Raw genomic sequence first — 17869 nt, forward strand, 5'->3', positions numbered from 1 at the left:
AGACCCAGATTCCAATAGTCAAAGTTGCTGCGCACCTTTGCATTCACTTAATTGAATACCATTGGACAACGCCCTCAACAACAGATTACCCTCCGATCATCTTGGGAGGATTCTGCTTATGAAAGTAATGTCTATTGGGCTTCTGGCGACTTGCGCAGTCGCCGCAACGGTTGGTCTTGCGGACGCAAAAGACAACAAGGGCAAAGGGAAAAGTTCAGACAAGTCGAAAATCGAAAAGTCGATAAAGACCAATAATGGCGTTGGTGTACCGCCCGGACAGATCAAGCGTTATACGCGAGGTCAGAAACTCCCTAACGATCTGAATTTTGACTATCTTGATGACCTGGACGGCTGGAAGTTGAAGCCCCTACCCGCCGGTCAGCGATATATCCGCGTGGATGACGAAATCCTGTCGATATCTGATGACACTAAGACAGTCATTGATGCCGTTGGAATAGTGAGCGATCTCGTAAACTGAAGTTTCAGCCATTAAGTGATCGAATTGCGGCAACAAATACGTCTACTCCTACCGGGATAAGTGCGTCTGGGAAATCATAGTCAGGGTTATGCAATTGCGGATGATCCTGCCCCGACCCCAGCCAGAACATGGCCGTTTTCGCGCCTTTCCCAAATTGCCCGAAATCTTCTGAGAACTTTTGCGGCGTCTTTGTTGAATGGCACGGTACTCCACGTTCGGCGCAGGCCGTTGCGATGATGCTCACCGCGTCGCTGTGATTGACGCAGGCCTCGAAGACATCGTCATCGGTGATCTCTACCTCCAGACTGTCGGCGGATGCGGCGCGGCGCGCCAGTGCCTCGGCCTCGGTCATCAGCGTCTGCATCCGGGCATCTGAAACGGTGCGCAAGGTTACCCAGATCTCGGCCTGTCCCGGAGCGACGCCGAAAGTCGGCTCTCCCAAACGGGCATGCGTCACAGTTGTCAGCGCAAAATCGGCATCCAACGCGCCGCCTACGCCTAAACTCGCCAGCTTCGAAACCAGTTCGGACATCGCCTCAGCCGGGGAAATCCCATCCTGAGGCGCGGCCGCATGGGACGTCTTGCCGGTCAGGATGATTTTCATCCCGCGCGAGGCGCAGTTAGCCGAACTCTGACACAACTCGACAGCGCCAAGTTCCAACCCCGGCAGGTTGTGCAGAGAGAATACGTAGTCCGGCGCGATCTTCGCGAATTGAGGGTCCGCGCGAAAGGCGATGGCGCCCTGCCCGGTTTCTTCAGCCGGTTGAAAGATCAAAACCACCCGACCCTTTTGGGGTCGGTGACGCGCCAGGTCTTCCGCAACGCCAAGCACCATCGCCATGTGCCCATCATGGCCACACAGATGCCCTTTGCCCGGAACCTTCGACACATATAGGTGCGTACCAAGTTCTTGAATCGGCAGCCCATCCAATTCGCACCGGATACCAACGGTTGGCCCAGCCTGCCCACTGTCAAAAACCGCGGCAACGCCATGCCCTCCCAGTCCGGTAAGCACATGGTCCGCACCGAACCCCCGCAAAAGATCTGTTATGCGGGCAGCGGTCTCACGCTCGTGCCCGGATAGTTCGGGATATTGATGCAGGTCGTGGCGCAGGCGTGTCAGCCGCGCATGCGCTTCGGGTGTCACCCCTGTTCCAGCTTTTTCCGGCGTGCCTCACGCAGCCGGGCAAAATCGTCTCCGGCGTGATAAGACGACCGGGTCAAAGGTGTGGCCGATACCATCAGGAACCCTTTGCCATAAGCTGCCTTTTCATAGGATGCGAATTCTTCCGGCGTTACGAACCGATCGACTCCGTGGTGTTTGGGCGTGGGCTGCAGATACTGACCGATGGTCAGGAAATCAATTTCAGCGGCGCGCATATCATCCATGACCTGCCGGACCTGCTGACCATCCTCACCCAAACCGACCATGATCCCGGATTTGGTAAAGACCGACGGGTCCAGCTCTTTCACGCGCTGCAATAGACGCAAAGAGTGGAAATACCGCGCGCCCGGTCGCACTTCGGGATAGAGGCCAGGCACCGTTTCAAGATTATGGTTAAAGACGTCTGGCTTTGCCTCAACGACAACTTCTAGAACGGACGGATCGCATTTCAGAAAGTCGGGCGTCAGAATTTCGATCGTCGTACCCGGAGACCGGTGACGCACGGCGCGAATGGTCTGCGCAAAGTGCTCTGCCCCGCCATCTGCAAGGTCATCGCGGTCGACAGAGGTGATGACCACATGGTTCAACCCCAGCTTTTCAACCGCATGAGCAACGCGACCAGGTTCAAACGCATCCAGCGAATCCGGGCGACCGGTGGCGATGTTGCAAAAGGTACAGCCGCGGGTACAAATCTCGCCCATGATCATCATGGTCGCGTGGCCCTGGCTCCAACATTCACCGACATTGGGGCATCCGGCTTCTTCGCAGACCGTAACCAGATTGTTGTCACGCATGATCTTGCGCGTGTCGGCATAACCCTGACCACCGGGTGCTTTGACGCGAATCCAACTGGGCTTTTTCGGCTGCGAATTGTCGGGCCGATGAGCCTTTTCTGGGTGTCTTTGTTCGGGAATGTTCAGATCGCGCACGGCCTGTCTTTCTGACTTTGGGTCAATTCGGTTTACCCATAACATAAACTGACCTCTGCTATTACACCACCCATGCATAGCCGCTATGCATCAGGGTGAAAGACTTTGACGTCTCAGGGCCAAAATTCTAAATAATTTCCTATTATTAACTGCAACTTACGCGTTGTCAGGTAAATTCTGACGCACCTGGAACATCCGCCATTGAAGCGGATTTGGAATCCTTTTAATTCCACGAAAACCGTACGTGATTCACAGGAGTTCGATCATGAAGTCTGGCACCAAACTGCCCGAAGTGACCTTTCACACCCGCGTCCGAGACGCCTCTGTCGAAGGACCAAACCCCTTCCGCTGGGAAGACAAGACCACGGCGGACTATTTCGCAGGAAAGCGCGTGATTCTGTTCTCACTGCCTGGCGCATTCACCCCGACATGTTCGACCTATCAGTTGCCCGGTTTTGAAAACGGCCACGCAGATTTCAAAGCCGCAGGTGTGGACGAGATCTATTGCATGTCCGTGAATGACAGCTTTGTCATGAACAAATGGGCACAGGATCAAGGCCTGAAAAACGTCAAAGTCATCCCTGATGGCTCAGGCGAATTCACACGTAAAATGGGCATGTTGGTCGACAAAGATAATCTAGGCTTTGGCATGCGGTCCTGGCGCTATGCGGCCATCATCAATGACGGCATCGTAGAAGCCTGGTTTGAAGAGCCCGGACTGATGGATAACTGCCCCGAGGACCCCTATGGCGTTTCGTCACCGGAAAACCTGATGAAACATCTAAACGAAGTCAAAGAGCCGGAACTGGCCTGAGTTCGTCCTCAACAGAAAAGCCCGCTTCAGGCGGGCTTTTTTGTGACTAGCGCGTTTGCGTGACAATGCTCTCGCCGACGGTGCGAATGGTATCCGCCAGGCTTTCGAACCAATCTTCCTGCGAGGTAGAAGATCGACGAACTAGCCCCACTGTCCTTGCCGGCTGCGGCGAGGCAAATCGCATCAGCTTAAGACCCGGTACCGCGTCGGATTCGGAACGGGCGGCAAGCTCTGGCATGAGCGTCAATCCAAACCCTTCGGCAACCAAACGGGATAATGTCGCCAAAGACGAGGCACCCATGTTAATCAGACCGCTGCTGCGGTCCTGACCACAAACCTCCAGGGCCTGATCCGTCAGGCAGTGCCCATCATCCAGTAGCATAAGCTGTGCATTTTGAAGGTCCAAAGGGCGCAAACGCTCTGTATCGCTGGAAAAATTGCGCAACCGTGCCGAACTTCCAGCCAATAAGAACCGATCCTCGAACAAGGGAAATTCGAACAATTCGCTTCCCCCGGAGGGCAGCGCGACCACACCTGCGTCGATCTCACCAGCGCGCAGCATCGTCAACAGGCGCTCTGTCCGCGCTTCGCGTATCTGCACTCTCAAAGAAACATCGGCCGCCCTTAACCCCGCCAGAACACCTGGCAGAACATAGGGCGCAATCGTCGGGATTATTCCGATCGACAAAGACCGATGCCCGCTTGAGTGATCCTTGGCAAATTGGTCGAGCCTGTCCGAGGCACCAAGTATCTGACGCGCATATTCGAGCACATCCCGCCCCAAAGGGGTAAGCAATATGTCACGGGCCTTACGCTCGAACAGGGCACCACCGAGGGTTTCTTCTAACGCCTTGATCTGAACCGATAATGCCGGTTGCGAAACGTTACACATCTGTGCCGCCCGCCCAAAGTTGCGCTGTTGCGCAACAGCGTTAAAGTATAGGAGCTGTCGAAGGGTAAAGTTCATAACCCCTAGCTATCACTCCACCCTGAAACCGCAACCAAAACCGATCAAAGCGTTATCCGATCATACGGCTGCGCTCTTCCTGATCCTGGTAATGACGTTTCAGGCGCTGTAATGCGATACGCAAAACGATTTTGCCGGACCGCGCTGACCACCCCATTCGCTTTTCCGCCAATTCCAACCCTTCCAGATAGCAACAGCAGCGCAAAGCCACGTCGCTCAGCCCCGGTCCAAGGTCAGACAATGCACGCTCTACGCGGTCGCGCGCTTCTGAAGAACCCCGGTTGCCAGTGTCGCCGCTTCCAAAACTTCCGCGCCCACCGGCAGTCAGGAAATGGTCCCAGTTCTGTGCAACCTGAGGTCCGATCTGAGCCAGTTCAAAATCCTCGCGCAGGCGCTCTCCTGCCCCGACAAGTGCTTCATCTAAAAACGGCTTTCCATCCCGATCCCGACGCCTTGCCAGGGCGATCAGCGGGCTTTCTGCGGCGCTATAGCGCATTCTTCTGGGACGTTCTGGATGGGCGCGGTTTGTCGTCGCGTGAGAGGGCGCCCCATGAAACGAAGAAGGCGCTTCTGCCATTCCATGTTCGTTGCGAGACCTTGCCTGGTTCTCGAAATCGGCCATTAACTGGCTCAGTGCCGTGCGGCCCGCGCTGGTAATCCGGTAGCGCGATATCCGGCCTGGGTTGTCGCAGGAAATCCAATCCTTCAACGCCAACGCCTGTGCGATCCTGCAATCAACCACTGCAGTTCTGGTCGCAGCGGCTTCGCCGGTATCGCGCACCACCACTGCTTTGTTCATTTCTTCAGCGACAGCCAGGACCGAACCGGTCTCACACAGTCTGCGCAGTACCCTTAGGGCCTCGTGGTTGAATTCTTCTTTTTCGACGTGTGAATTATGACTGAACGCTGAAACCTTGCGATCAGAAGCATCATTGACCGAAAAATGTTCTTCGGCCAACGACTGCAAAGCCGCATCCACCAATGGATCGTCACGACGCATCTCAATTCGGCGGATTTGTCTAAGAATGGTCGAAGCATGGCACCCCGCAGATCGCGCAATATCGCGGATCGACTGGCCGGTTTCTGTGTGGGCCAGGTATCGCTGTGCCCCCTCAGGTACCCAAGCCGGAATGGTGAAAGCCATGTTGTTTTCCATAGTTCTGTGCCCTCATCGACGAAACAATCTGTTCTCTATCGCCCCCGGTGACTTTGTTAACCAATTCTAACTAGAGTCGCTTTCGTTACTCGTTCGTTAACTGCCGGAGGTGATGACCAGATTTCATTCAAATTCATAAACACTCATGAAGCGAGAGTTCGGGGAGAACCCGATTAAGGCAACACCCGCTTAGGTTGTGTAACAAATTGGGCAACATTAATCCGACAAGTGGAGCCCAATGATGCAGGACCTGATGACCATGATTTCCGCCCTCCGCCGCCCCCGCCTATTGGCGCGGGCAGCCAAACACGGCGCACAGGACTATGATCGGGACCGCCACCTGCAACGCATACTTGGGTACGGATCGCTACCTGGGTCGGGTGCGGCGCTGATGCGTTTGATGGATATTGAACGAGAGGTTAACGCGCAGAGACTGGCAGAAGATGCAGGCTATTCGCTGGTCCGTCATTTGGACCTTCTGATCGCGCTATTGGGTGAGGCGCAGCTGTACAAAGCCAGCCGCGCCTCACAGTTTTCAGTTATCAGCTGAAAGCGTCCGGCATGGAGGTCTTTTTCTTTTCAACATATTCGGTCAAAGCGCTGTGAATTCCCGGGTCGAGTTCCGGTTGCTTGTAGTTGGCAATCAAATGCTCGACCCGAGACGAGGCCAACTGCCGCGTATCGCGCGCGCCCTCGTCTTCCCAGGTTTCGTAAGGTTTGTAGTCCAGCAGGTCGGACTTCCAGAACGCCTCTTTGAAGTTTGCCTGCGTATGGGCACATCCCAGATAGTGGCCACCCGGGCCGACCTCGCGGATTGCGTCCATGGCCTGAGCGTTCTCATCATAGGCCACACCCTTGGCCAGACCGTGCAGAACGCCAAGTTGATCTGCGTCCATGACGAACTTTTCAAAGTCCGCAACCAGGCCGCCTTCAAGCCAGCCGCAGGAATGCAGCATGAAGTTCACACCCGCCATCAGCCCCATGTTCAGCGAGTTCGCGGTCTCATAAGCGGCCTGCGCATCGGGCAGTTTCGAGCCACAGAACGACCCGGCTGAGCGGAACGGCAGACCCAGACGCCGCGCCAGCTGTCCCGCGCCATAGGTAACCATTGACGCCTCGGGTGTGCCAAAGGTTGGCGCGCCTGAGTTCATGTCGATCGACGAAACGAAAGCACCAAAGATAGCAGGCGCTCCCGGGCGGATGATCTGACTGTACGCGACACCGGCCAAAACTTCGGCCAGAACCTGTGTCAATGTCCCCGCTATCGAAACCGGCGCCATCGCACCACCGACGATGAACGGCGAGATGATGCAGGCCTGATTATTCCTGGCGTAGACTTCCAGCGACCCCATCATCACATCGTCGAAGGTCATCGGCGAGTTGATGTTGGTCAGCGAAGTCATGACCGTGTTTTCCTGAACAAACTCTTTGCCGAACAGGATCTCACACATTTCCACCGAATCCTGAGCGCGGCTGGGATCGGTGACCGAGCCCATGAATGGCTTGTCCGATAAGGTCATATGCGCCATCAGCATGTCCAGGTGACGCTTGTTCACCGGAACGTCTGTGGGTTCGCACACAGTACCGCCCGAGTGGTGCAGCCACTTTGACATGTAAGCCAGTTTCACGAACTTGTTGAAATCGTCCATGGTCGCATAGCGACGGCCACCTTGCGCATCACGCACGAACGGAGGGCCATAGACCGGCGCCAGAACCAGATTGCGACCGCCGATGACCACGGACTTTTCAGGGTTTCTTGCGTGCTGCGTGAACTCGCTTGGCGCAGTTTTGATCAACTCGCGCGCAAGGCCGCGTGGGATGCGCACCCGTTCGCCATCCACATCGGCGCCCGCGTCTTTCCAACGTTCCAGCGCCGCAGGGTTGTCGACAAAATTGACGCCGACTTCGGCCAGAAGCGTTTCCGCATTTGTTTCGATGATCTGCAACGCTTCTTCGTTGAGAACCTCGAAATTCGGAATATTGCGTTCAATGTACTTTGCGGTCTCGATACGAACCGCTGTACGTTCGGCCCGGCGGGCAGCGCCACCGCCACCTCTCGCCCTGCGCCGGGTGTTTGCCTCTGTCATGAGAAAATCCCGTATCAGTTGTTGAATTTACATGTGTGTTACAGGAACCCGCCGCAATGGCAGTCGTGGATAACGGCGCTATAGGGGAAAAAGCGACAAAATGTCGGGGACAACCGCCACAAAATGACCCAGCACATGTTTTTGAAGTCGCGCGGCTCTTCGTCATTCGCTTCGGGGCCGTCCACCAGACAAGCAGGCCCCAACCGCGACCAACTGGCGTGTCTATACCACTTGAAATCCCTTGCGCTTATCATCTTCGCAACCTAGTAGCAGACCCATGACCCAAGACACCCATGACCGCCTTCTGATCATCGACTTCGGCAGCCAGGTAACGCAACTGATTGCGCGCCGCCTGCGTGAGCTGAATGTTTATTGTGAAATCCATCCTTATCAGAATGTTACGACGGACTTTGTTCGGAAAATGGCCCCAAAGGCCGTTATTTTCTCGGGCGGTCCCGATAGCGTGACACGAGAAGGGTCTCCGCGGGTCCCGCAGGAAATCTTTGACGTTGGCGTTCCCATCCTTGGTATCTGCTATGGGCAGCAAGTGATGATGCACCAGTTGGGCGGCAAGGTCGAAAGCGGCCATGGCACTGCAGAGTTCGGCCGCGCCTTTGTGACCCCCAAAGGCCAACTGGATATTCTCGATGGCTGGTTCACCGACGGCGATGAACAGGTCTGGATGAGTCACGGCGACCATGTCAGTGAAATCGCGCCGGGGTTTCAGGTTTATGGCACCTCGCCCAACGCACCGTTTGCGATCACCGCAGACACGTCCCGCCATTTTTATGCTGTTCAATTCCATCCCGAGGTGCACCACACACCAAAGGGCGCCAAGCTTTATGAGAATTTTGTAAAGCTCGCCGGGTTCAGCGGCGATTGGACCATGGGTGCCTATCGCGAGCAGATGATCGCGACAATCCGCGAACAAGTGGGCGATAAACAAGTGATCTGCGGTCTGTCCGGAGGTGTCGATAGTTCGGTCGCGGCGATCCTGATCCACGAGGCGATTGGCGACCAGCTGACCTGTGTGTTCGTTGATCACGGCCTGTTGCGCAAGAACGAGGCTGACGAAGTCGTCGGCATGTTCCGCGACAACTATAATATTCGGCTTATCCACGCGGATGAAAGCGATCTGTTCCTAGGTGAGCTTGAGGGGCAAAGCGACCCGGAAACCAAGCGCAAGATAATTGGCAAGCTGTTCATCGACGTGTTCCAGAAACATGCCGACACGATCGACGGGGCCGAATTCCTGGCCCAAGGTACCCTCTACCCTGATGTGATCGAATCCGTTTCGTTCTCGGGCGGGCCTTCGGTCACGATCAAAAGTCACCACAATGTTGGTGGTCTGCCAGAGAAAATGGGTCTGAAACTGGTCGAACCGCTGCGCGAACTGTTCAAGGACGAAGTCCGCGCATTGGGACGCGAGCTGGGCCTGCCCCAAAGCTTTATCGGCCGCCACCCCTTCCCCGGCCCTGGTCTGGCAATCCGTTGCCCCGGTGAAATCACCCGCGAAAAACTAGATATCCTGCGCGAAGCCGATGCGATCTATATCGACCAGATTCGCAAACATGGGCTTTATGATGATATCTGGCAGGCCTTCGTGGCGATCCTGCCGGTTCGAACCGTCGGTGTCATGGGCGATGGCCGCACGTACGACTATGCCTGCGCCCTGCGGGCAGTTACCTCAGTCGACGGAATGACCGCCGACTATTACCCGTTCAGTCATGAATTCCTGGGCGAAACCGCCACCCGGATCATCAATGAGGTCAAAGGCATCAACCGATGCACCTATGACATCACATCGAAGCCTCCGGGCACAATCGAGTGGGAATGAAAACAAGCCGGGCCAGCGCCCGGCTTTTTTGTTTCTGCGACACAAATATTTAGTTACCAATCAACATCGTAGAACTCCTAGTGCGCGGGCAACTCAATGGAAAGCAGCAAACCCCAAATCGGCAAAGCCGCGCTGTGGATGATCGGGGCGATCGCATCCTTTACGTCTATGGCCGTGGCCGGACGTGAGCTGAGCGTCACCCATGACACGTTTGAGATCATGTTTTATCGCAGCCTAGTCGGCATGTGCGTGGTCAGCCTAGTTCTGACGGTTACGGGAAAGTGGCATCAGGTATCGACCGAACGGATTGGCCTTCACGGGGTAAGAAATACCCTGCATTTCACCGGTCAGAATCTCTGGTTCTACGCTGTTTCCGTGGCACCACTGGCACAGGTCTTTGCACTTGAGTTTACGCAACCGATCTGGGTGATCCTGCTGTCCCCGATGCTGCTGGCCGAGCGGTTGACAGTCGTGCGGGTCCTTTCAGCACTTATCGGTTTTGCTGGTATCCTTATAGTCGCACGACCGGGGGCTGTTCCGTTAAGCGCAGGAATTGTCGCCGCCGCAATGTCGGCGGTGTTCTTCGCTTTGACTACAATTTCCACAAAAAAACTCACGCGTTCTGCAAGCATCGGGTGCATCATGTTCTGGCTTACCGTTATACAGGCTGGTCTTGGGCTGGCAGCCTCTGCGATCGACGGAGAACTTGCGTTACCAACGATGGCAACCGCGCCTTGGCTTTTGCTTGTAGGGCTTGCAGGCCTATTAGCGCATTTCTGCATTACGAATGCACTCTCAATCGCACCGGCTACGGTTGTGATCCCATTCGATTTTGCGCGCCTTCCTACAATCGCGATTGTCGGTATGCTTTTCTATCATGAGGCTCTCGATCAGTGGACGCTCGTGGGGGCTGCTGTCATTTTTGTGGGTATCTTCCTTAACGTTCAGTCGGAAAACCGTAACAGTTCAGCAACAGATTCTCGCAACACTCACTAAGGGTAACGTTCAGTCACCCGTTGACCAGCTATTGTAGAGAGAGTGAAATCCACCTGTAAGAATAACTCGGTTGTGCGCAGACACCACAAATTCGCGCAACTTAGCGACATAATTGGGAGGAATGGATGAAGAAGACGCTTCTACAGGCGTGTGCTTTGTGCGTGGGCGCAACAAGCATTCAAGCCGGTGGTCTGGACCGTAGTGGACAGGGAATCAATATCATTTTCGAAGAGGGATCCGTGGTCCAACTTCGTCTTGGATATGCGTCACCCGACGTAAGCGGTGAACAAAATGGCGTAGAATCAGGTGATGTGTCGAATGCTTTCTTCTCACCGGGCCTGGCTTACAAACGTTCATTTACTGACAAACTGGACTTTGCGCTGATCTATGATGAACCATTCGGTGCGGATATTGGGTATTCCGCCGACTATCCCCTGTCGCAGAATCCAACTGCAGCGTTTGGAGGACGCAGCGGGATTCTGAGGGCCAGCGCTGATGTCGACTCCCTCACCGCATTGCTGCGCTACAAGCTTGACGGTGGCTTCAGCGCCATTGGCGGTATTCGCGCGCAACGTGCTAGCGCAAAAGTCGTTGTACCGGCAGCAGCCGGATACGAATTTGACGCGGACGCCGATACTGACTTTGGTTATCTCGTCGGGGTTGCCTGGGAAAAACCTGAAATCGCAGCTCGGGTTTCGCTGGTCTACAACTCCAAGATCACTCACGATCTGTCGTCGACCGAGTCGTTCAACGTAGTGCCGCCCGTCCCCGCCGGGTTGCAAACAATCGATGACACGACCAGGGTCGAGACACCGCAATCCATCAACCTGGATTTCCAGACCGGGGTTGCCCCAAAAACGCTGGTGTTCGGATCGATCCGCTGGGTTGACTGGCCTCAGACAGTAGTGGCACCTGCCGCCTATGTCGGGATCGTTGGGGACAACCTCGTCGACTTTGACGACGACACATTCACCTATACTCTTGGAATGGGATATCAGTTCTCAGAAGCTTTTTCTGGCGCGATATCCACATCTTACGAAAAGTCGAATGGTACCGAAGTATCAAACTTGGGGCCGACTGACGGTTTCTGGAGCATTGGCGTAGGCGGTACTTACACCGTGGAAAATGCTCAGATCTCGGGCGGTGTCCGTTATACGGACATTGGCGATGCGACAACCACCACGGGTGGTGAATTCAGCGGCAACTCTGCCTGGAGCGTCGGCCTTCAGTTGACCTACTCTCTGAACTGATCAGCGGCAAAACTGTTCACAAGGCTCCGCCCTCCGGCGGAGCCTTTTTTGCATAGATCCGCATGATCACGAATTGAGATGATGCGGTCCTGCGTGGCAAGGAACAGATATCTACTCCCATTCTGGCATAACGAAACCTGTGCCCAAGACTGTTGGTTCTAAACAACCGCGCACGCGCGATTGACGCCGCCTCCCACCCGTTTTAGCAAGGTCGGAAAAGGGATAGTGGACAATGATCTACAACTCGGCAAAAGACTGGCGGGAAGCCGCGCGCAAAAAGGTGCTGTTTTTTGGCATGTCAGGCCTGGGAAAGACCTATGTGTCCAACGTTCTGCGCGATTCCGGGGACTGGTTCCACTATTCGGTCGATTACCGGATCGGCACGCGATACATGGGCGAGTATATCATCGACAACGCCAAAGCCGAGGCCATGAAGGTCCCTTTCCTACGTGACCTGCTGTTGTCTGATTCCATTTACATCGGATCAAATATCTCGTTCGAGAACTTGACCCCTGTCGCCGCCTATCTGGGAAAACCGGGCAACCCGGCACAGGGCGGCATGGAGCTGACCGAATATAAACGCCGTCAGGAACAATTCCGTTTGGCAGAAATTCACGCTCTGCTGGATACCGAGTATTTCGTGGATCGGGCGCAGAGATTGTACCAATACCCGCATTTCATTTGCGATACTGGCGGTTCGATCTGCGAATGGGTTGATCCCGACGATCCGCGCGATCAGGTCCTGACTGAGCTGTCGCGCCACACGCTGATGATTTGGATCAAAGGTGATGACGACCACACGTCCGAGCTGATCAGGCGCTTTGACCGTGCGCCCAAGCCCATGTCTTATCAGCCCGAATTCCTGACACGTGTCTGGGACGAATATCTGACCCAACAAGGCTGTTCCGCCGAACAGGTCGATCCCAACGCATTCATTCGCTGGACCTATGCCAAAGCTCTTGCGCACCGGCAACCGAGATACAGGGCAATGGCCGACAACTGGGGTCTGACGATCGCTGCCAGCGACATGCACAGTATTCGCGACGGCGGTGATTTCGATGAGTTGATCGAACGTGCACTTGAGACCCGGCCAAAGCGCGATTAACTACGGCACTTACACTCTCAAACCAAAGGCTTGCATCCGATGCCGATCAAGATTCCCTCTGACCTGCCCGCATATGACGTTCTCACCAATGAGGGCGTCATGGTCATGTCCGAGGATCAGGCAATGCGTCAGGATATTCGCCCCCTTCGGATCGGGTTGCTGAATCTGATGCCCAAGAAGATTCAGACCGAAAACCAGTTCGCTCGCCTCATCGGTGCAACCCCTCTGCAGATCGACCTGTCGCTGATCCGTATGACCGAACATCGGACCAAGAACACCGCAGCCGAGCACATGGCCGAGTTCTACCGCCCGTTTCAGGAGGTAAGGGACCAAAAATTTGACGGCCTGATCATCACCGGCGCCCCTATCGAACATCTTGAATTCGAGGATGTCACCTATTGGGAAGAGATCAGCGAAGTATTTGACTGGACCCAGACAAATGTCCATTCGACCTTTGGCGTGTGCTGGGGCGGAATGGCGATGATCAACCATTTCCATGGGGTGCGTAAGCATATTTTGGACGCCAAGGCTTTCGGATGTTTCCGGCACCGCAATCTGGCCCCCTCTTCACCGTTTCTGCGCGGGTTTTCCGATGATTGCGTCATCCCGGTCAGCCGGTGGACCGAGATGAAGCAGGCCGAAATCGACAACGCTACGGGCCTGACCACCTTGCTGGGTAGTGATGAGGCAGGCCCCTGCTTAGTCGAAGATAAGGACCATCGTGCGATTTATATCTTCAACCACTTTGAATATGACAGTGATACGCTCAAGCAGGAATATGATCGCGATATCGACAACGGCACACCGATAAACGTGCCGATGAACTACTATCCAGGCGACGACCCCTCGCGCCGGCCTCAGAACAGATGGCGCAGCCATGCGCACCTGCTCTATGGCAACTGGATTAACGAAATCTATCAGACAACACCGTTCGATATGGATCAAATTGGTTCTTAAAACCATCATAGCTTTTGCCCTGCTGATTGCTGGCCTGGCCACCGCAACAACTTGGCGCGTGTCACGGAACGAAGCTGTAGCCGAGGCCAGTTTCCCACCCGAGGGTCAGCTGATCGACGTCGATGGAGTCAGCGTTCATGCCGTAGTCATAGGGCGCGGGCCCGATGTCGTGCTGATCCACGGGTCCAGCGGAAACACTCGGGACATGACTTTTGCCCTCGCACCAATTCTGGCAGAAGATTTCCGTGTCATTGTTTTTGACCGGCCCGGACTGGGGTATTCCGACAGCTTCAATCCGGACGGCGAAACCCTTGAAGAACAAGCCGAAACCCTACGCCGTGCAGCTGTCAAGCTGGGCGCGGACAAACCCATTGTTGCAGGGCAAAGCTATGGCGGGTCGGTGTCGCTGGCCTGGGCGGTTACACAGCCCGAACACATCTCGGCGCTGGTGTTGATTGCCCCCGCCGCGATCCCTTGGGAAACGCCGCTGGATGGTTTCAACCGAATTGCCGCGACCAAGCCCGGAAACGCGCTTGTGCTGCCGTTGATCAACGCCTTTGTCCCCGATTGGTATGTCGAACAGGCGATGGATAGTGTCTTTGCTCCCCAAAAAGCGCCCGAAGGTTATGCCGAACATTTCGGCCCCGGGCTGACCATGCGCCCGGCTTCGATGCATGCCAACGCAATGCAACGCGCCAATCTGTTGGACGAAGTTCGTGCGCTGCAGCCGCGCTATAAGGATATTTCGGTCCCGACCGAGGTTGTGCATGGCACCGCCGACACAACGGTCGGGTTGGAATGGCATGCGGAACCCCTGATCGACCAAATCCCCGGCGCTGAACTGATCGAATTGCCGGGAATTGGCCATATGCCACAGATCGTGGCCGCACCCGAAGTAGCGGCCGCAATCATCCGGGCTGCTCAGCGGGCGGGTTTGCGTTAATTCCGAGGCTAATCCATAGTAAGATATGGATTTTATCGCGAGGTGACTCATGACACGAACTGGCAAAGGCACCATCGAGGAATATTACAAAAAACGTGCACCAGAAGAAGTCCGGAACGAGATCAAAGAGGCCGATAAGGATGACATTCTGAACCCTACATACCCCTATGACGAACGCATGAAGCGTAAGGCGTATGAGAAACAAATGCAGTCCCTGCAAATCGAGCTTGTGAAAATGCAGCTTTGGGTGAAGGAAACCGGCCAGCGTGTCGCTGTTATCTTCGAAGGCCGCGATGCCGCTGGAAAAGGCGGGACAATCAAGCGGTTCCGTGAGAACCTGAACCCGCGTGGGGCCCGGAATGTTGCGCTCAGCAAGCCATCGGATCAAGAGCGCAGCCAATGGTATTTTCAGCGCTATATCCCACATCTGCCCGCAGCCGGAGAAATCGTGTTCTTTGACCGCAGCTGGTATAACCGCGGCGTGGTGGAAAATGTGTTTGGGTTCTGCAACACAGAACAGCGTGAACGCTTCTTCCGACAGGTTCTGCCGTTAGAGACCGGCCTGTGTGACGATGGTATCCGCTTGTTCAAGTTCTGGTTGAACGTCGGACGGGCCGAGCAGTTGAACCGGTTTCTTGCGCGCGAAACGGACCCATTGAAACACTGGAAGCTAAGCCCAATCGATATCGCTGGTTTGGACAAATGGGATGAATACTCTGCTTCGATTTCCGAAACCCTTACACGCAGTCACAGCGAAGCCTGCCCCTGGACCATAGTTCGTTCCGACGACAAGAAACGGGCAAGGCTGGCAGCAATCCGAACCGTGCTTCATGCGCTGGACTATGATGAAAAGGACAAAAATGCGATTGGCGATATCGACACCAAGATATGTGGCGGGCCAGATATCTGGGATGCCTGATCTTTCTTGCCGGCCAATATCATCACAAAGATTGGACGAATACGTGCTACCGGTTTATGTCTTAGTTCCTCAAGAATTGAACAAAAAAGGCGTCTGAATCAGGGATGACAAAACGCGGGTATCACCACGGCAACCTGAAACAGGCTCTGATCGACGCAGCTCTGTCCCTGATCGAGGAAAAGGGTCCGACCGGGTTCACCCTGTCAGAGGCTGCAAAAGCGGCAGGCGTCACGCCTGCAGCTGTTTATCGCCACTATCACGGGCGCGAGGACCTGATCGCCGAGGCGGCGCGTCAAGGGTTCGAGATGTTCGCCGATCTAATTCAATTCGCTTATGACAAAGGCCAGCCTTCGGCGCTGGCTGCATTCGAAGCAACCGGGCGCGCCTATCTGGCCTTTGCGCGCAAGAATCCTGGCCACTATATCGCGATGTTCGAAAGTGGGATTTCTGTCAACCGCACCCCAGAACTTGCCCTAGCTGCAAACCGGGCCAGAGATGTTCTGGAGAAAGCTGCAGCCGATCTGTCGCAACATATTCCGCCGGAAAAACGTCCGCCAGCTTCAATGTTCAGCGCACATATCTGGGCGCTGAGTCACGGTGTAGTCGAATTGTTTGCCCGTAACACCGGCGCCACCGCACCCTTCCCGCCCGAAGATCTTTTGGAAACGGGGATCGGTATATATCTACGGGGACTAGGGCTGGTGCCTCCGGACGAATAAGGCCGTCAGAACACCGGTTTCCGTTGCGGAATGCTGAGACCGGATGTGACATTAATTAGATCCATCTCACCCATGCCCTTGATGTCCACACGCCCGATATCAGAGACCTGAAACTCGTCAATCAGGGCGTATTTCATTTCTTCAGGCGCAACAATGTTCATTGGGTTTGCAAAGACTTGCAGCCGGGAAGCGATGTTCACGGCGGGTCCGAATACATCATAGACATATTTCTGAATACCAACCACAGATCCCACCGCTGGCCCCATACCCAGTCCCACACGTGCCTGCCACTTGTGCGGATGGCTTTCATTTCTCCGCTCAAGATAGCGAAGGAACCTGACCGCACAATGGGCAGCAGCAGTCGCATGATCTGGCGTAGCATCCGGCATGCCGGACACCGCAAGATAAGCATCGCCAATAGTCTTGATCCGCTCACATCCGAACTGTTCGACAATCCGGTCAAAGGCAGTAAAGATGTCATTCAACTCGCTTAGGGTAACCGTCGGGTCCGTCTTGGCGGCAAAATCCGTGAACCCCACAAAGTCCAGCATCACAACTGACACCTGATCGTAAAGCTGCGGCGTGACCACACCGAATGTCTTGAATTCTTCATAAACAGCGCGCGGCATCAGGTTCAGCAACAGCCTTTCAACCCGCTCTTTCTCACGCTCCAACTCGCGCGTGTTGCGTTCGACCATGGTCGAGTAGCTGTCAATCATGCTTTCAAGTTCGCGGATTTTGGTGATGTTCTGAAACTCGATGACCAGAACCTGTTCCGAAAGACCGTTTGCCAGAGAAACTGCCGTTGCGAAAACCAATGTCCTGCGTTTCGGCTTGATCTGCAATTCGACCGAGTATCTGAGCCCCGATTGCTTTACGTCTTCAAGTTCACGCGCATCAAGGTCAGGAAAAATATCCAACAATGTCTGTCCATTAGCCGGAGGGCCAAACCATTCCTGAAAAGGGCCGTTGCAGAATACGAATGTAAGATCTGACGCCCGAACCACTGCGACACCAACACCGATCGCGCGCAGCAGTTGTTCATTGATCGCAAGAATACTCATGCCGCATCGCGCGTAACAATAATTGCGCGTTTGGATTCGATCGCTCCCAAGGCAATCTTTACGTGCCGATCTTCCATTCCATGTAACGCCAGCGCTTCACCAAACAGATCTGCCATTTCGTCAAAATCTGCGTGCGAGATGTTCAGATTTCTGTGAACCGCTTCAATTCGATCATCGCTAAATGATGTCGGACCACCGATCAGAGACGATACGAACTTGGTCTGGTGATCAATCAGCCTTGGCATGTCGATATCTTCGAAATGGTCACCGATCTGATCAGACTCCAGTGCCATTTCGTAAAAAGTCATTACGATCCGACTGATCGTTTTGAAACCGCCATAATGCTCATAGATTGTCTGACCCACACCAACCCCAAACCGGAAAAACACCAACAACACTGGAAGTTTATATCAAATTGACAGTTTTGTTAACGCTTATCGAGAATTACTATTTTTGCTTGGTTGGAAAGACGTGATCAGCTCA

General features: G+C 54.7%; 18 protein-coding genes. 11 read left to right on the plus strand and 7 right to left on the minus strand.

The window, feature by feature from the left end; genetic code table 11:
• Positions 1-118: 118 nt before the first annotated feature.
• Positions 119-478: a hypothetical protein gene (locus AC2FGB_RS03700; RefSeq protein ID WP_142634127.1), complete on the plus strand. Its 360-nt coding sequence runs from the start codon at positions 119-121 to the stop codon at positions 476-478.
• A gap of 4 nt (positions 479-482) precedes the next feature.
• Here the strand turns inward: AC2FGB_RS03700 and AC2FGB_RS03705 are convergent, their stop codons facing one another.
• Together AC2FGB_RS03705 and lipA are read right to left on the minus strand one after the other, a co-directional pair.
• Positions 483-1625, minus strand: a complete 1143-nt coding sequence (locus AC2FGB_RS03705; protein ID WP_496693236.1) for an amidohydrolase — start codon at positions 1623-1625, stop codon at positions 483-485.
• Positions 1622-2572 (minus strand): lipoyl synthase, encoded by a 951-nt coding sequence (gene lipA / locus AC2FGB_RS03710; RefSeq protein ID WP_142634131.1) that lies wholly within the window; start codon positions 2570-2572, stop codon positions 1622-1624. Before lipA ends, AC2FGB_RS03705 begins: the two co-directional genes overlap by 4 nt.
• A gap of 265 nt (positions 2573-2837) precedes the next feature.
• On the opposite strand from lipA, the gene AC2FGB_RS03715 reads away from it, so the two are divergent.
• On the plus strand, positions 2838-3386 hold the full coding sequence (locus AC2FGB_RS03715; RefSeq protein ID WP_496687851.1) for a peroxiredoxin: 549 nt from the start codon (positions 2838-2840) through the stop codon (positions 3384-3386).
• 46 nt (positions 3387-3432) lie between these two features.
• On the opposite strand, the gene AC2FGB_RS03720 is transcribed toward AC2FGB_RS03715, so the two are convergent.
• Positions 3433-4353: a hydrogen peroxide-inducible genes activator gene (locus AC2FGB_RS03720; protein ID WP_496687848.1), complete on the minus strand. Its 921-nt coding sequence runs from the start codon at positions 4351-4353 to the stop codon at positions 3433-3435.
• 52 nt (positions 4354-4405) lie between these two features.
• Positions 4406-5509, minus strand: coding sequence for a DUF6456 domain-containing protein (locus AC2FGB_RS03725; protein ID WP_496791754.1), 1104 nt, complete (start codon positions 5507-5509; stop codon positions 4406-4408).
• Between the two features lie 241 nt (positions 5510-5750).
• Between AC2FGB_RS03725 and AC2FGB_RS03730 the strand changes: the two genes are divergently transcribed.
• Positions 5751-6059: a DUF6477 family protein gene (locus AC2FGB_RS03730; RefSeq protein ID WP_142634139.1), complete on the plus strand. Its 309-nt coding sequence runs from the start codon at positions 5751-5753 to the stop codon at positions 6057-6059.
• Here AC2FGB_RS03730 and AC2FGB_RS03735 read toward each other — a convergent pair.
• The gene (locus AC2FGB_RS03735; protein ID WP_281972186.1) at positions 6052-7596 is read right to left on the minus strand and encodes a trimethylamine methyltransferase family protein; all 1545 of its coding nucleotides are present in this window, start codon (positions 7594-7596) and stop codon (positions 6052-6054) included. The two genes, AC2FGB_RS03730 and AC2FGB_RS03735, sit on opposite strands and share 8 nt — an antisense overlap.
• A gap of 277 nt (positions 7597-7873) precedes the next feature.
• On the opposite strand from AC2FGB_RS03735, the gene guaA reads away from it, so the two are divergent.
• The 8 genes from guaA (at position 7874) to AC2FGB_RS03775 (ending at position 16322) form a co-directional block, all read left to right on the plus strand.
• The gene (gene guaA / locus AC2FGB_RS03740; RefSeq protein WP_271946816.1) at positions 7874-9433 is read left to right on the plus strand and encodes a glutamine-hydrolyzing GMP synthase; all 1560 of its coding nucleotides are present in this window, start codon (positions 7874-7876) and stop codon (positions 9431-9433) included.
• Between the two features lie 96 nt (positions 9434-9529).
• Positions 9530-10429 carry a DMT family transporter gene (locus AC2FGB_RS03745; RefSeq protein ID WP_496693237.1) on the plus strand — a complete coding sequence of 300 codons (900 nt, stop codon included), beginning with the start codon at positions 9530-9532 and terminating at the stop codon, positions 10427-10429.
• Positions 10430-10554: 125 nt separating this feature from the next.
• Positions 10555-11679 (plus strand): OmpP1/FadL family transporter, encoded by a 1125-nt coding sequence (locus AC2FGB_RS03750; RefSeq protein WP_142634147.1) that lies wholly within the window; start codon positions 10555-10557, stop codon positions 11677-11679.
• Between the two features lie 232 nt (positions 11680-11911).
• Entirely contained in the window at positions 11912-12784 is an 873-nt protein-coding gene (locus tag AC2FGB_RS03755; protein WP_496693238.1) for an ATPase, read from the plus strand.
• Between the two features lie 39 nt (positions 12785-12823).
• Positions 12824-13741: a homoserine O-acetyltransferase MetA gene (gene metA / locus AC2FGB_RS03760; RefSeq protein WP_496693239.1), complete on the plus strand. Its 918-nt coding sequence runs from the start codon at positions 12824-12826 to the stop codon at positions 13739-13741.
• Positions 13742-13799: 58 nt separating this feature from the next.
• Positions 13800-14684, plus strand: a complete 885-nt coding sequence (locus tag AC2FGB_RS03765) for an alpha/beta fold hydrolase (RefSeq protein ID WP_496710083.1) — start codon at positions 13800-13802, stop codon at positions 14682-14684.
• A 49-nt stretch (positions 14685-14733) separates the two neighbouring features.
• Entirely contained in the window at positions 14734-15603 is an 870-nt protein-coding gene (gene ppk2 / locus AC2FGB_RS03770) for a polyphosphate kinase 2 (protein WP_281994702.1), read from the plus strand.
• A gap of 104 nt (positions 15604-15707) precedes the next feature.
• Positions 15708-16322 (plus strand): TetR/AcrR family transcriptional regulator, encoded by a 615-nt coding sequence (locus AC2FGB_RS03775; protein WP_142634158.1) that lies wholly within the window; start codon positions 15708-15710, stop codon positions 16320-16322.
• A gap of 5 nt (positions 16323-16327) precedes the next feature.
• Here AC2FGB_RS03775 and AC2FGB_RS03780 read toward each other — a convergent pair whose 3' ends face one another.
• Complete coding sequence (locus AC2FGB_RS03780; protein WP_271946800.1) at positions 16328-17386, minus strand: adenylate/guanylate cyclase domain-containing protein; 1059 nt, start codon at positions 17384-17386, stop codon at positions 16328-16330.
• A complete protein-coding gene (locus AC2FGB_RS03785; protein ID WP_345741800.1) occupies positions 17383-17784 on the minus strand; it encodes a group I truncated hemoglobin in 402 nt (133 codons plus the stop codon). The genes AC2FGB_RS03780 and AC2FGB_RS03785 overlap by 4 nt, the downstream gene beginning before the upstream one ends.
• Positions 17785-17869: the final 85 nt, after the last annotated feature.

It is taken from the genome of Ruegeria sp. CDSC021, from assembly GCF_059610845.1.